The following is a 17,004-nucleotide window of genomic DNA, read 5'->3' as shown; positions in this document are numbered from 1 at the left end:
GTTTTTCTTCATTCCTGACACTTGTTCCCAATCGCTAATTTTTCCGGTTTGCATTCGTTTCATAGGGACGACTTGCCTTTGTGCCTCTGTGCCCACTGATTCCGGATACCCCAGAAATGAATGCTGAAGACGCCTTGAAACTTGCTCGCCGGTTTATCGGGTTGCCCCTGGACAAGCGCCAGATGTTCCTGGCAGCGCTGGACAAGGAGGGCGTGGATTTCAGCCGTTTCCCCATTCCCCAAGGCGTCGAAGCCGATGACCGCCAGGCCCTGTCCTATGCCCAGCGCCGCATGTGGTTTCTCTGGCAACTGGACCCCGACAGCGGTGCCTACAACTTGCCCGGCGCGGTGCGGCTCAAGGGCGCGCTGAGCCTGTCGGCGCTGAAGCAGGCCTTCGCCAGCCTGGTGGCCCGCCATGAAACCCTGCGCACAGTGTTCCAGCGCCAGGCCGACGACAGCCTGGTGCAAGTACCTACCGATGCGCCGCTGGTGATCGAGCAACAGGACCTCAGCGCATTGCCCGCAGGCGAACGCGAGCAGGCAGTACGTCAAGCCGCCGAAGCACAATCGATGCGCCCCTTCGACTTGTCGCGCGGCCCTTTGCTGCGGGTCGAACTGCTCAAGCTTGATCAGCAGGAGCACGTGTTGCTGCTGACCTTGCATCACATCGTCTCCGACGGCTGGTCGATGAACGTGCTGATCGACGAGTTCATCCGCTGCTACGACGCCCACGAGGCAGGCGTGGCCCCGCAATTGGCCGACCTGCCGATCCAGTACAGCGACTATGCCCTGTGGCAGCGTCGCTGGCTGGAGGCCGGCGAGCAGGCGCGGCAGCTGGCGTACTGGCAGGCACAACTGGGCGATGAACATCCGGTGCTGGAGTTGCCCACCGACCATTCGCGCCCGGCGATGCCCAGCTATCGCGGCAGCCGCTATGAATTCGCCATCGACGCCGCGTTGGCGGAGCAACTGCGCAGCACAGCCCAGCAGCAGGGCGTCACGCTGTTCATGCTGCTGCTCGGCGCGTTCAATGTGCTGCTGCATCGCTACAGCGGCCAGTCCGATATCCGCGTCGGCGTGCCGATCGCCAACCGTAACCGGGATGAGGTCGAAGGGCTGATCGGCTTCTTCGTCAACACCCAGGTACTGCGTACCGAACTGGACGGCCAGCTCCGTGTCGACGAGCTGCTGCGCCGGGTCAAAGAGACCGCGCTCGGCGCCCAGGCCCATCAGGACCTGCCGTTCGAGCGCCTGGTCGAAGCGCTCAAGCTGGAGCGCAGCCTCAGCCATACGCCGCTGTTCCAGGTGATGTACAACCATCAGCCGCACGTGGCGGACGTCACCACGATCCGCACGGCGTCCGGGCTGGAACTGGGCATGATCGAATGGCAGGCGCGCACCACTCAGTTCGACCTGACCCTGGACACTTATGAAAAGGCCGGCACGCTGCACGCGGCGCTGACCTACGCCAACGACCTGTTCGAGGCGCCGAGCATCGCGCGCATGGCCCGGCATTGGCTGCGATTGCTCACCGCGATGATCGCTGATCCGTCCCGGCGCATCGACGAACTGCCGCTGCTCGACGCTGACGAACACGCCAGCCTGGTCCACGGTTGGAACGCCACGGCGCAACGCTACCCGACCGCGCAGTGCATGCATCAACTGATTGAAGCCCAGGTGGCGCGCACCCCGGACGCACCGGCGCTGGTGTTTGCTGAGCAAACCCTGAGCTATGCCGAGCTCGATGCCCGCGCCAACCGACTGGCTCACCTGCTGCGGGAGCGCGGCGTGCGGCCGGACAGCCTGGTGGGGATCTGCCTCGAGCGCTCGCTGGAAATGGTGGTGGGCCTGCTGGCGATTCACAAGGCCGGCGGCGCCTATGTGCCGCTGGATCCTGAGTACCCGCAGGAGCGCCTGGCCTACATGATCGAGGACAGCGCCATCGGCTTGCTGCTGACCCAGCGCTCGCTGTCGGCGGCGCTGCCAACCGACGGCGTCGAGGTGATCGAACTCGACCAGGCGGCCGGCTGGCTCGACGGCTACAGCGACCATCGTCCCGACATCACGCTTGATCCGCTGAACCTGGCCTACGTGATCTACACCTCTGGCTCCACCGGCAAACCCAAGGGCGCTGGCAACAGTCACGCGGCACTGGTCAATCGTTTGTGCTGGATGCAACAGGCCTATGCCTTGGATGGCAGCGACGCGGTGTTGCAGAAAACTCCGTTCAGCTTCGACGTGTCGGTGTGGGAATTCTTCTGGCCGCTGATGACCGGAGCCCGACTGGTAGTCGCCGCGTCGGGCGTGCACCGCGATCCGCTGCAACTGATCGAGACCATCAAGCGCCATGGCATCAGCACGCTGCACTTCGTGCCGTCGATGCTGCAAGCGTTCATTCATGAGCCGGGCGTGGAAAGCTGCGAAGGTCTCAAGCGCATCGTTTGTAGCGGTGAAGCGCTGCCGCTGGACGCGCAGTATCAGGTCTTCGCCAAGCTGCCGAACGCTGCGCTCTACAACCTCTACGGCCCGACCGAAGCGGCCATCGACGTGACCCACTGGACCTGTGTCGATGAAGGCGCCGATTGCGTGCCGATCGGTGTCCCTATCGCCAACCTGCGCACCCATGTGCTCGACGCCGATCTGTCGCCGGTGCCGTGGGGCGTGGCGGGCGAGTTGTACCTGGGCGGGGCGGGGCTGGCGCGCAGTTATCACCAGCGTCCGGCGCTGACCGCCGAGCGTTTCGTGCCGTGCCCGTTCCATGCCGGCGCACGCCTGTATCGCACCGGTGATCGCGTGCGCCAGCGCGCCGACGGCGTGATCGAATACCTCGGCCGTCTCGATCATCAGGTCAAGTTGCGCGGCCTGCGCATCGAGCTCGGCGAAATCGAAACCCGCCTCATGCAACACCCGCTGGTGCGCGAGGCCGTGGTGCTGGTCCAGGACGGCAAGCACCTGGTGGGTTACCTGGTGCTGGAAAACAGCGTGCCGCACGAGCAGTGGCAGCAGGACCTCAAGGCTTGGCTGCTGGCGAGCCTGCCGGAGTACATGGTGCCGACCTATCTGATGCCGTTGGCCAGATTGCCCGTCACCGCCAACGGCAAGCTCGACCGCAAGGCCCTGCCACAACCGGACGCCGCGCCCCGGCAAACATTCGTCGCCCCGCAGGATGCGCTGCAAGTTGCCCTGGCCGAAATATGGCAGGACGTACTCGGCGTGGAGCGCGTCGGCCTTGAAGACAACTTCTTCGAGCTGGGCGGCGACTCGATCATTTCCATCCAGGTGGTGAGCCGCGCGCGGCAGGCCGGTATCCGCATTCATCCCCGCGATCTGTTCCAGTACCAGACCGTGCGCAGCCTGGCGCTGGTCGCCACTCGCGACAGCCACAGTGCTGTGGATCAGGCGCCAGTTACCGGCGATGCTGTGCTCGGGCCGATCCAGCGGCAGTTCTTCTCCCAGGCGATGCAGGCCCGTGACCACTGGAACCAGTCGCTGTTGCTGACCGCCCGCGAGCCGCTGGATGCACAGCGGCTCGACGCGGCGCTGACCTGCGTCATCAACCACCACGACGCCTTGCGTCTGCGCTTTGTCGAAGACGCCGACGGTTGGCGGCAGGGCCACGGGCCGCTTGTGCAAAACGCCGATCTTTGGCAACGCGAAGCCCGATCCATCGAAGACCTCGCTGCACTGTGCGACGAGGCGCAGCGCAGCCTGAAGCTGCAGGACGGTCCGCTGCTGCGCGCCATGCTGGTGGACCTGGCCGACGGGAGCCAGCGGCTGGCGCTGATCATTCATCACCTGGTAGTGGACGGTGTGTCGTGGCGCGTGTTGCTGGAAGACTTGCAGCAAGCCTACGAACAACTGGCGGCGGGCGGCGCGGCCACGTTGCCGGCCAAGACCAGCGCGTTCCAGAGCTGGACCGCGCGGCTCAGTGCCGAAGCGTCGCGCTTCGACGATCAGTTGGCCTACTGGCAAGCCCAGCACCAGGGCGCGGCGGACATTCCTTGTGATCGTCCGCAGGGCAGCCTGCAAAATATCCACGGCGCGAAGATCGAATGGCGCCTGGACGCCGAGCTGACCCGGCAGTTGCTGCAACAGGCCCCAGCGGCCTATCGCACCCAGGTCAACGACCTGTTGCTGACCGCGCTGGCCCGCACCATCAGCCAATGGAGTGGACAGTCGGACACGCTGGTGGAACTGGAAGGCCATGGCCGCGAAGAGCTGTTCGACGACATCGACCTGACCCGCACGGTCGGTTGGCTGACCAGCCTGTTCCCGGTGAAGCTCACCGTTACCGACGACCTCGACGGTTCGATCAAGACCGTCAAGGAGCAACTGCGCGGCGTGCCGGACAAAGGCCTGGGGTATGGCGTGCTGCGGCATCTGGCGGCGCCTTCGGTACAAGCGACATTGGCCGGTCTGGCGCAACCGCGCATGACCTTCAATTACCTCGGCCAGTTCGACCGTCAGTTCGACGAAACGGCGCTGTTGCTGCCATCCGGCGAAGGCAGTGGGGTCGCCCAGGACCCGACCGCGCCGCTGGCCAACTGGCTGACCGTGGAAGGCCAGGTGCATGGCGGCGAGCTGGCGCTGAGCTGGGGGTTCAGCCGTGAAATGTTCGACAGCGCGACCGTGCAACAACTGGCCGATCAATACGCCCTCGAGCTCAAGGCGCTGATTCGACATTGCGTCAGTCTGGCGACGCCGCAAGCGACGCCGTCGGACTTCCCGCTGGCGCAAATCAGCCAGGCGCAGCTCGACCATCTGCCGGTGGCGGCTGGCCAACTCGACGATATCTACCCGCTGTCACCGATGCAGCAGGGCCTGTTGTTCCACACGCTGTACGAGCAGGCGGCGGGCGAGTACGTCAACCAGCTGCGGGTGGACGTGCAAGGCCTGGATGCCGAGCGATTCCGTGCGGCGTGGCAGGCCACCGTCGCTGCGCAAGACATCCTGCGCAGCGGCTTCGTCTGGCAGGGCGAATTGCCGCAACCGCTGCAGATTGTCCACAAGCAGGTGCAACTGCCGTTCACGGTGCTCGACTGGCGCGAGCGAGCCGAGCAGACCCAGACTCAGGCCCAGGCACTTGCTGCCCTGGCTGACGCAGAACGCGCGCAAGGTTTCGAGCTGAGCCAGGCACCGCTGTTGCGCCTGGTGCTGGTGCAGACCGGCGCCGAGCAGTGGCATCTGATCTACACCCATCACCACATCCTGATGGATGGCTGGAGCAATTCGCAGTTGCTCGGCGAGGTCATGCAACGCTACAACGGCCACGCGCCGGGCCGCATCGCCGGCCGTTATCGCGATTACATCGCCTGGCTGCAACGCCAGGACGGCCAGCTCAGCCAGGACTTCTGGAGCGAGCAACTGGCCGCGCTGCAAGAACCGACCCGGCTCGCCCGCGCGGCCTTGGGCGATGCCGGCCAGAGCGGCCATGGCGATCACTTCCTGACGCTGGATGCGCCGCGCACCAAGGCACTGGAGACCTTCGCCCGCCGGCAGAAAGTCACTGTCAACACGCTGGTACAAGCGGCGTGGCTGCTGTTGCTGCAACGCTATACCGGGCACCAGACCGTGGCATTTGGCGCGACCGTCGCCGGGCGGCCGGCGGATCTGCCCGGCATCGAACAGCAGGTCGGCCTGTTCATCAACACCTTGCCGGTGATCGGCACGCCGCGCCCCGACCAGACGGTCGGCCAGTGGCTGCAAGCGGTGCAGGCGCAGAACCTGAGCCTGCGGGATTTCGAGCACACGCCGTTGGCGGACATCCAGCGTTGGGCCGGGCAGGGCGGGGAGGCGCTGTTCGACAACCTCCTGGTGTTCGAGAACTACCCGATCGCCCAAGCCTTGCAGCAAGGCACCAACAGCGATGTCACCTTTGGCGACGTGGCCAATCTTGAGCAGACCCACTATGCCCTGAGCGTGGCGGTCACCCTCGGTGAACAACTGGCGTTGCACTACAGCTACGAGCGTCGACAGTTCGCCGACGAGGTCATCAACCAGATCAGCGCTCACCTGCTGCACCTGCTTGAGCAATTCAGCCAGGACGCCGAACGCAGCCTGGGCGAAATCGCCTTGGCCGGCGTCGCGGAACACGCGCGGCAACAGGCCGACAATCACCCGCAGCCTTATCCGGTGGACATCGCCGTGCATCAGCGGATCGCCGCGTTGGCGACCGAGCGCCCGCAGCGCACGGCAGTGATCTTCAATGACCGGCACTTCAGCTACGGCGAGATCGACCGGCGCGCGAACCAACTGGCCCATGCCTTGATCGCCCGTGGCGTCGGCGCCGAAACCCGCGTCGGCGTGGCCCTGCCGCGCAGCGAAAACGTGATCGTCGCGCTGCTGGCGGTGCTCAAAGCCGGCGGCGCCTACGTGCCGTTGGACATCAGTTATCCCCGGGAGCGCCTGGCGTACCTGATGGAAGACGCCGGCCTGGCCTTGTTGATCAGTGACACCTCGGTGGCGGCGCAATTGCCAGTGGCCGAATCGCTACCGCTGCTGGAGCTGGATCGGGTCGATCTGCGCGAGCTGCCGGTCGGTGCGCCGCAGGTGCGACTCGATCCGCAGAACCTCGCCTACGTCATCTACACCTCCGGCTCCACCGGCAACCCCAAGGGCGTCAGCGTGGCCCACGGTCCGCTGGCGATGCACTGCCAGGCGATCGGCGAGCGTTATGAAATGCGCGACAGCGATTGCGAGTTCCATTTCATGTCGTTCGCTTTCGACGGTGCCCATGAGCGCTGGCTCACCAGCCTGACCCACGGCGCCTCGCTGCTGGTTCGCGATGACAGCCTGTGGACCCCGGAGCAAACCTACAACGCCATGCGCGAGCACGGCGTGACGGTGGTCGCGTTCCCGCCGGTGTACCTGCAACAACTGGCCGAGCACGCCGAGCGTGAAGGCAACCCGCCGCAGGTGCGCATCTATTGCTTCGGCGGCGACGCGGTGGCCAACGCCAGCTTCGAACGGGTCAAGCGCGCCTTGCAGCCTGAGTACATCATCAACGGCTACGGCCCGACCGAAACCGTGGTCACGCCGCTGATCTGGAAGGCCGGCTGCGAGGTGGCTTGTGGCGCGGCCTATGCGCCGATCGGCAGCCGCATCGGCGACCGCAGCGCCTACGTGCTCGATGCCGACCTGAACCTGCTGCCACAGGGCATGCCCGGTGAGCTGTACCTGGGCGGCAGCGGCCTGGCCCGGGGTTACCTGAACCGTCCGGGGCTGACCGCCGAGCGTTTTGTCGCCGACCCGTTCAGCGCCGGCGGCTTGCTGTACCGTACCGGCGACCTGGTGCGCCAGCGCGCCGACGGCACCTTCGATTACCTCGACCGTATCGACAACCAGGTGAAGATCCGTGGTTTCCGCATCGAACTGGGTGAAATCGAAGCCAGCCTGCAAGCCCTCGACGGCGTGCGCGAAGCGGTGGTCGTGGCCCAGGAGCGTGCTGCCGGCAGCGGCAAGCGCCTGGTGGCCTACGTCGTGGCTGATCAATGGGTGCCGGATGACTTCGCAGAGAGTCTGCGCGAACAACTCAAGGCGACCTTGCCGGCGCACATGGTCCCGGCCTATCTGCTGTTGCTCGAACGGCTGCCGCTGACCCCCAACGGCAAGCTCGATCGCAAGAACCTGCCCAAGCCCGACGCCAGCCAATTGCAGCAAAGCTACAGGGCACCGCGCAGCCCGTTGGAACAGCAGCTCGCGGCGATCTGGCAGGACGTGCTCAAGCTTGAGCGGGTGGGCCTGCGCGATAACTTCTTCGAACTGGGCGGCGATTCCATCGTCTCGATCCAGGTGGTCAGCCGCGCCCGTCAGGCCGGGATTCACTTGACGCCCAAGGACCTGTTCCAGCACCAGACGCTTGAGATGCTGGCGACCGTGGCCCGCCAGGGCGAAGCCGCGCAAGTCATCGATCAGGGCCCGGTGACGGGTGAGCTGGCGCTGCTGCCAGTGCAACGAGTGTTCTTCGAGCAAGCGGTGCCGCAGCGTCATCACTGGAACCAGGCGGTGCTGCTCAAGCCGACCGAGCCTCTGGAGGCGTCGACTCTGAACCAGGCGCTGAGCGCGCTGGTGCTGCATCACGATGGCCTGCGCTTGAGCTTCACGGAGCAGGGCGAAGGCTGGAAGGCGGCTTACCGTCCTGCGGACGTTGACTGCGAAGACCTGCTCTGGACCGTGGACGCGCCTGACGCCTCGGCCTTGCACAGCATCGCCAACGAAGCCCAACGCAGCCTCGGTCTGCAAGACGGGCCGCTGTTGCGGGCGGTATTGGCGACCTTGGGCGATGGCAGCCAACGTCTGTTGTTGGCGGTTCATCACCTGGTGGTCGATGGCGTGTCGTGGCGCATCCTGTTCGAGGATCTGCAACGCGCCTACCGACAGCTGTCCAGCGGCGCAGCGTTGCAGCTACCGGACAAAACCACCTCAGCGCAGGTCTGGGCCGAGCGCCTGCAAGACCATGCCCGCAGCCCGGCGCTGCAACAGCAATTGGCCTTCTGGCAGACCCAGCTCGAAGGCATCGATGCGCGATTGCCGATGGATCGTCCACAAGGCGGCCAGCAGAACCGCCTCGCGCTGACCGTGCGTACGCGACTGAACGCCGCACTGACCCGACAGCTGCTGCAAGACGCGCCCAAGGCCTATCGCACCCAGGTCAACGACTTGCTGCTGACGGCTTTGGCGCGGGTCATGGTGCGCTGGACCGGCGCCGACAGCGCGCTGATCCAGCTCGAAGGCCACGGCCGCGAAGCGCTGTTCGACGATGTCGACCTGACCCGCACCGTCGGCTGGTTTACCAGCCTGTACCCGGCCCGACTCACGCCGCAGGCCGATCTTGGGGATAGCCTCAAGCAGATCAAGGAACAACTGCGGGCGATCCCGGACAAAGGCCTCGGTTTTGGTGCCTTGGCGCATCTGGCGGATGACGCTACGCGGGCAAGTCTGGCGCGGCTGCCGACGCCAGGCGTGACCTTCAACTACCTGGGCCAGTTCGACGCCAGCTTCGATGCAGCCGACGGCGCCTTGTTCGTGCCGGCCAACGAAGCGGCCGGCGATGAGCTGGACGCTGAAGCACCGTTGTCGAATGTGCTGGCGTTGAACGGCCAGGTGTTCAATGGCGAACTGAACCTGGGCTGGACCTTCAGCCGCGAGCAGTTCAACGAGGCGACCATCCAGGCCTTGGCCGACGAGTATGCGCTTGAGTTGCAGCAGCTCATCGAGCATTGCTGCCAGGGCGGACATCACGGCGTGACGCCATCGGACTTCCCGCTGGCGAGCCTGAGCCAGCAGCAACTGGACGGGCTGGCGCTGCCGATGGCGCAGATCGTCGACCTGTATCCGTTGTCGCCGATGCAGCAAGGCATGCTGTTCCACGGCGTGTATGGCGACGCCACCGGTGACTACATCAACCAATTGCGCCTGGACGTGGAAGGGCTGGACCCGCAGCGTTTCCGCCAAGCCTGGCAAGCGGCGGTGGATGCCCACGACATCCTGCGCACGCGGTTTGTCTGGCAAGGGGATCTGCCGGCGCCGGTGCAGGTGGTCAGCAAATACCTGGAGCTGCCTTACAGCGTGCAGGATCTGCGCAGCGATCCGTTGCCTGACCAGGCCTTGCAGGCCCTGGCCGATGCCGAACGCGAGCAACTGGACCTGAGAGCGCCGGCGCTGATACGCCTGATGATCGTGCGCCTCGACGAACAGCGTTATCACCTGATCTACAGTCACCACCACATCCTCATGGACGGCTGGAGCAATTCGCAGTTGCTCGGCGAAGTGCTGCAACGCTACAGCGGTCAACCCGTCGCCGTGTCCGGCAGCCGCTACCGCGACTACATCGCCTGGCTGCAACGCCAGGACGCGGCGGCCAGCGAAGCGTTCTGGAAACCGGCGCTGCAACAGCTGGAGACGCCGACACGATTGGCCGATGCGGTGGCCAAACCGGCCGAGATGGGCAGTGGTTACGGCGATCACGTCCACGTGCTGGACGAAGCGTCGACCCGTCGCCTGGAAGCCTTCGCCCGCGCCTCGAAAGTCACCGTCAACACACTGGTGCAAGCGGCGTGGCTGCTGCTGTTGCAGCGCTACACCGGCAAAACCACCGTGGCTTTCGGCGCAACCGTGGCCGGGCGTCCGGCGGATTTGCCCGGCATCGAGCAGCAGATCGGTCTGTTCATCAACACCTTGCCAGTGATCGCCAGTCCTCGGGCCGAGCAGACGTTGGACAGCTGGCTGCAAGCGGTGCAGGCGCAGAACCTGGCCTTGCGCGAGTTCGAGCACACCGCGTTGCTGGACATCCAGCGCTGGGCCGGGCAGGGCGGCGACGCGCTGTTCGACAACCTGCTGGTGTTCGAGAACTACCCAATTGCCCAGGCGCTGGAGCAGGGCGCGCCGGACGGTTTGCGTTTTGGTTCGCCAGTGACTCAGGAGCAGACCAACTATCCGTTGACGCTGCTGGTGGGGTTGGAGCGGCAGTTGTCGGTGCACATGAGTTATCAACGGGCGAGCTTTGCGCCGGATACGGTTGAACGGCTGGCGGCGCATCTGGCGCAGTTGCTCGGGCAGATGAGCGCCAATGGCGAGCGCTGCCTGGGTGAATTGTCGATGCTGGAATTCGATGAGCATCATGACTGGAACCCGGTTGATGCGCCGTTCGAACAGGACCTGTGCATTCATGAAGTCATTGCGCGCCAGGCCGACGCTTCGCCGGATGCCCTGGCAGTGACTTTTGCCAACACGCGCCTGAGCTACAGCGAACTGGACGGCCGCGCCAATCGCCTGGCCCACAAACTCATCGAACTGGGCGTCGGCCCGGAAGTGCGGGTCGGCGTGGCGATGCCGCGTTCCGAGCAGTTGCTGATCGCCTTGCTGGCGGTGCTCAAGGCTGGTGGCGCGTACGTGCCGCTGGATCCGGATTACCCGGCCGAGCGCGTGGCCTACATGCTTGAGGACAGTCGCGCGCGGGTGTTGTTGACCGAGCAGGCGGTGGCGCAGACGCTGACGGTTCCGGCGGGGACCGAAGTGCTGATGCTGGACCGGATTGAGTTGAGCTCATATCCCTTCAACGCACCGGGCACAACGGTCACCCCAGACAACCTCGCCTACGTCATCTACACCTCCGGTTCCACCGGCAAACCCAAGGGCGTGGCCATCGCCCACCGAAACGTCTTGGCGCTGATCGACTGGTCCAGAACCGTCTACAGCCGCGACGACATTCAGGGCGTACTGGCGTCGACCTCGGTGTGCTTCGACCTGTCGGTGTGGGAGCTGTTTGTCACCCTCGCCAACGCCGGCTCGCTGATCATCGCCCGCAACGCCCTGGAACTGCCGCACCTGCCGGCCCGCGATCAGGTGCGCCTGATCAACACCGTGCCCTCGGCGATCGCCGCGTTGCAGCGCAGCGGCGAGATCCCGGACAGCGTGCGCATCATCAATCTCGCCGGTGAGCCGCTGAAGCAGAGCCTGGTGGATGCCCTCTACCCGACACCCCAAACCTGTGGGAGCGAGCTTGCTCGCGATAGCGGTGGGTCAGTCGATGAGGGGCTAATTGCCAGGACGCCATCGCGAGCAAGCTCGCTCCCACAGGTGTTGGGTGAACAGGTGGGTGGGGTTGAGCATGTTTATGACCTGTACGGCCCCTCGGAAGACACGACTTATTCTACCTGGACCCGCCGCACCGCCGGCGGCACGGCAAACATCGGCCGTGCGCTCAAGCACACCGCCAGCTACCTGCTGGACGCCAACCTGCAACCGGTGCCGCAAGGCGTCTCGGCGGAGCTGTACCTGAGCGGCGCGGGCATCACCCGGGGTTATCTCGGGCGCGCCGCGATGACCGCCGAGAAATACGTGCCGAACCCGTTCTCGACCACCGGCGAACGCCTGTATCGCACCGGCGACCTGTGCCGCTATCGCGCCGATGGCGTGCTCGAATACCAGGGCCGACTCGACCATCAGGTGAAGATCCGCGGCTTCCGCATCGAGCTGGGGGAAATCGAGGCGCAGCTGTTGCAGCAAGCCGAGGTAAGCGACGTCGCCGTGCTGGCCCAGGAAGGGCCGGGCGGGCAGCAGTTGGTGGCTTACGTGGTTGCCCCGGCGCTGCAGCAGGACGCTAAAACGCTGCGCGACCAGATCAGGGCACACCTGCCGGACTACATGATCCCGGCCCACTGGCTGTTCCTCGACCACCTGCCACTGACCCCCAACGGCAAGCTCGACCGCAAGGCATTGCCGGGCATCGAGGCCGGGCGCTCACAAAACGCTTACGAAGCACCGGTCAGCGACCTTGAACAGCAAGTCGCAGCGATCTGGGCCCAGGTGCTCACCGTCGAGCGCGTGGGCCTGCACGATCACTTCTTCGAGTTGGGCGGCCACTCGTTGCTGGCGGTCACCGCCGTTTCGCGCATGGCTCTCGAACTGGGGTTGAGCCTGACCCCGCAGCTGCTATTCCAGCACCCCGTCCTGAAGGATTTCGTCGCCCGACTCGACAGCGGCGACGGGCCGATCAACGAACAGAAACTGAACAAGCTGGACGCCCTGCTTGATGAAATGGAGGAAGTCTGATGGACAAGAGTGTTGCTTTGAGGGTTGCCAAGCGCTTTATCACTCTGCCGCTGGACAAACGCCGGCTGTACCTGGAAAAGATGCTGGAAGAGGGCGTCTCGCCGGCCAACCTGCCGATCCCCGAGGTGCGTTCCGGGTTTGAACATGTCCCGCTGTCCTACGCCCAGGAGCGCCAGTGGTTCCTCTGGCAGATGGACCGCCACAGCTCGGCTTACCACATCCCCAGCGCCTTGCGCCTCAAAGGGCAACTGGACGTGCCGGCGCTGGAGCGCAGCTTCAATGCCGTGGTCGAGCGCCACGAAAGCTTGCGCACCACGTTCGCCGAGCACGGCGAGCAAACCGTGCAAATCATTCACCCGCATATGCCCCTGAGCATCGCTGTCGAGGCGTTGCCCGCCGGTTCGCCGGCCAGCCAGGACGAACGCATCAAGGCCTTCGTCGAAGGTGAAACCGCGCGTCCGTTCGATCTGCGCCAAGGGCCGTTGCTGCGGGTTTCGCTGTTGAAAATTGCCGAAGACGACCATGTCCTGGTGCTCATCCAGCACCACATCATTGCCGATGGCTGGTCGATGCAGGTGCTGGTGGATGAACTGGTCCGGCACTACGCCGCCGACATCGGCGGCCAGCCGCTGGCCTTGCCGGACCTGCCGGTGCAATACGCCGACTACGCCATTTGGCAACGCCACTGGCTGGAGGCCGGCGAGCGTGAGCGGCAATTGGCCTATTGGGTCCAGACCCTCGGTGACGAACAACCGGTGCTTGAACTGCCGTTCGATCATCCGCGCCCACCGGTGCAGAGCTTTCGTGGCGCGCGCCTGGATTTGAACCTGAGCGCGGAACTGGCCACCGCGCTCAAGCAGCTGGCCCAGCGTGAAGGCGCCAGCCTGTTCATGGTCTTGCTGGCCTCGTTCCAGGCGCTCCTGCACCGCTACAGTGGGCAACCGCAGATCCGCGTGGGCGTGCCGACGGCCAACCGCAACCGGGTCGAGACCGAAGGGCTGATAGGCTTTTTCGTCAACACCCAGGTACTCAGTGCCGACGTTGACGGGCAACTGCCGTTTGATCAGTTGCTCGCCCAGGTCAAGCAGTCGGCCATGGCGGCCCAGGCCCATCAGGACTTGCCATTCGAGCAATTGATCGAAGCCTTGCAACCGGAGCGCAGCCTCAGCCATAGCCCGATCTTCCAGGTCATGTTCAACCACCAGAACGCCGATGCCACTCGAAGCCGGCAGATGCACCTGCCGCAACTGCGGGTCGAGGATCTGGTATGGGAAGGGCGGACCGCCCAGTTCGACTTGACCCTGGGCACCTATGAGACCGAGCTGGGCATCGCTGCGGAACTGACCTACGCCACCGACCTGTTCGACGCGCCGACCATCGAGCGCCTGGCCGGGCACTGGCAGAACCTGCTGCACGGCATCGTCGATGCGCCACGCCAGCGTATCGGCGAACTGCCGCTGCTCGACCCGGCGCAACAGCAACTCACGCAGCAGCAATGGCTGAGGATGGCCGACCACACTGACGAAGCCGTTTGCGTGCACCAGCGCATCGCCCAACAGGTGCGCCGCAACCCCGAGGCGCTGGCGCTGACCATCGACGACCAGGCCCTGAGCTACGCACAACTGGACGCGCGCGCCAACCAATTGGCCCATCGTCTGATCGACCTGGGCGTGATGCCCGGCCAGTTGGTGGGCATCGCGGTCGAGCGCAGCGTCGAGATGATTGTCGGCCTGCTGGCAATCCTCAAGGCCGGCGCCGCTTATGTGCCGCTGGATCCGGCGTACCCCGAGGATCGCCTGGCCTACATGATCGAGGACAGCAGCATCGGACTGCTGCTGACCCAGGCCCGTTTGCAGGCGCGCTTGCCGATCCCGCCAAGTCTTCGGACTCTGTTGCTGGACCAGCCGGACGCCGCACTGCAAGCAGCCCCGCAAACCTGCCCGGTGGTGCCGCTGACTGGCGAACACCTGGCCTACGTCATCTACACCTCCGGTTCCACCGGCAAGCCCAAGGGCGTGATGGTGCGCCATGGCGCCCTGAGCAATTTCATCCACAGCATGATCGCCGAGCCGGGTCTCGTGCCCGGCGACCGCATGCTGTCATTGACGACGTTCTCTTTCGATATTTTCGGCCTGGAAATCTACGGACCTCTGTCAGCCGGGGCCAGCGTGGTGCTGACCGGCCAGAACGTGCACCAGGACCCGCAAGCGGTGCTGGCGCTGATCGAACAACACGCTGTCAGCGTGCTGCAAGCCACGCCGTCGAGCTGGCGTATGTTGATCGATCATGAGCAGGCTTCGCTGCTGGCCGGGCGGACCTTCCTCTGCGGCGGCGAAGCGTTGCCGCTGGAACTGGCGCAGCGCTTGCTGGCGCTTTCGCCGAACGTCTGGAACCTCTACGGCCCGACCGAAACCACCATCTGGTCGGCGCTGCATCCGCTGAGCCCGGAGCGCGACCGTCCGTTCCTCGGTAAACCGCTGGACAACACTGCGCTGTACATCGTCGGCAGCGACCTGACCCTCAACCCGCCCGGTGCGCCGGGAGAGCTGCTGATCGGTGGCGCCGGCCTGGCCCGTGGTTATTTCCAGCGTCCGGCGCTGACCGCCGAACGCTTCGTGCCGGACCCGTTTTCCGCCACGGGCGAGCGCCTGTACCGCACCGGCGACCTGTGCCGTTATCGCGCCGAAGGCGTGGTCGAGTACCTCGGCCGGATCGACCATCAAGTGAAGATCCGCGGCCTGCGTATCGAGCTGGGGGAAATCGAAGCCGCGCTGCTGGCCCAGGACCGCGTGCGCGAAACCGTGGTGGTCGCCCACGAAGGCCCGACCGGCGCGCAATTAGTTGCCTACGTGGTGCCCGCCAGCGGCGCAGTGCCGGAGCCGGACGCGCCGTTGCGCACCGCACTCAAGGCGGCCCTCAAGGCGCAGTTGCCGGAATACATGGTGCCGGCGCACCTGTTGTTCCTGGCGCAACTGCCGCTGACGCCCAACGGCAAGATCGATCGCAAGGCCTTGCCGGCGCCCGAGGCCAGCGATTTGCAGCAGGCCTACGTGGCGCCGCGCAGCGAGGTCGAGCAACAGGTCGCGGCAATCTGGCAGGACGTGCTCAAGCTTGAACGCGTGGGGCTGGAAGACAATTTCTTCGAACTGGGCGGGCATTCGCTGCTGGTGACCCAGGTGGTCTCGCGGGTCCGTCGGGTGCTCGGCATCGAGGTGCCGCTGCGCAGCCTGTTCGAACACAGCACGTTGCAGGCGTTCGTCGCCGCCTTCGATACCACGACAGGCGAACAGGCCCCGGCAATGACGCCGGTGCCTCGCGACGCGCCGCTGCCGTTGTCCTTTGCCCAGGAGCGCCAGTGGTTCCTCTGGAAAATGGACCCCGACGGCGCCGCCTACAACATACCGACCGCGTTGCGGATGCGCGGCGCATTGGACAAGGGCGCGCTGCGCAAGAGCTTTGCCGCACTGGTCCAGCGCCACGAAAGCTTGCGCACCGCATTCGTGGAAGAGGATGGACGCACTGGCCAGGTCATTTGTGAGCAGGGCGAAGTCGACTATATCGAGCAGCGTCTGGAAGGGATTGATATCCAGGCCTTCCTCGAACAGCAGACGCAACGCCCGTTCGATCTGCTGAAGGACGCGCTGCTGCGCGTGGCGCTGTTGGAAGTGGCCGAGGAGGATCACCTGCTGGTGCTGACGCTGCATCACATCGTCTCCGACGGCTGGTCGTTGCAGGTGATGGTCGATGACCTGATGAGCCTGTACTCGGCTTTCATCCAGGGTCAACCGGCACAGCTGCCGCCCTTGGCGGTGCAATACGCCGACTACGCGGTCTGGCAGCGGCAATGGATGGCGGCCGGTGAACGCGACCGCCAACTGGCCTACTGGTCGGCGCAACTGGGCGGCGAACAGCCGCTGCTGGAACTGCCCACCGACCACCCGCGCCCAGCGCAACAAAGCCTGCGCGGGGCACGCCTGCCGATCGTGCTGGATCGCGCCTTGAGCGATGACCTCAAGGCCCTGGCCCGGCAAGAAAACGTCACCCTGTTCGTGCTGTTGCTCGGCTCGTTCCAGGCATTGCTGCATCGCTACAGTGGCCAGGCCGACATCCGCGTCGGCGTGCCGATCGCCAACCGCCAGCGGCTGGAAACCGAGCGGCTGATCGGGTTCTTCGTCAACACCCAGGTCCTGCGCAGCGAATTCCCCGGCGACCTGACCGGCGCCGCTTTGCTGCAACAGCTCAAGCAGACGGCCATGGCCGCGCAGATGCACCAGGACCTGCCCTTCGAGCAACTGGTGGATGCCCTGCAGCCGCAGCGCAACCTGAGCCACAGCCCGCTGTTCCAGGCGATGTTCAACCACCGCAACGAAACCGCCTCGGTGTTTGCCAAGGCCTTGCCGGGGCTCGACGTCGAACCCGTAGGCTGGGCGCAGCGCACCGCGCAATTCGACCT

At 65.2% G+C, this 17,004-nt stretch carries 2 protein-coding genes (1 of these 2 cut by a window edge); both read left to right on the top strand.

The window, feature by feature from the left end; all coding sequences use genetic code 11:
* Nucleotides 1-116: 116 nt before the first annotated feature.
* Nucleotides 117-12,551 (top strand): non-ribosomal peptide synthase/polyketide synthase, encoded by a 12,435-nt coding sequence (locus tag J3P96_RS19630; protein WP_434653078.1) that lies wholly within the window; start codon nucleotides 117-119, stop codon nucleotides 12,549-12,551.
* Nucleotides 12,551-17,004, top strand: the beginning of a protein-coding gene (locus J3P96_RS19625; protein ID WP_434653076.1) for a non-ribosomal peptide synthase/polyketide synthase. 9,136 nt of this gene lie beyond the right edge of the window; only the first 4,454 of its 13,590 coding nucleotides appear in the window; it begins with the start codon at nucleotides 12,551-12,553; its stop codon lies beyond the right edge, outside the window. Before J3P96_RS19630 ends, J3P96_RS19625 begins: the two co-directional genes overlap by 1 nt.

The sequence above is a fragment of the Pseudomonas sp. R3-56 genome, from assembly GCF_051132075.1.
Classification (GTDB): Bacteria; Pseudomonadota; Gammaproteobacteria; order Pseudomonadales; family Pseudomonadaceae; genus Aquipseudomonas.
This window is presented reverse-complemented; position numbering and strand designations above follow the sequence as displayed.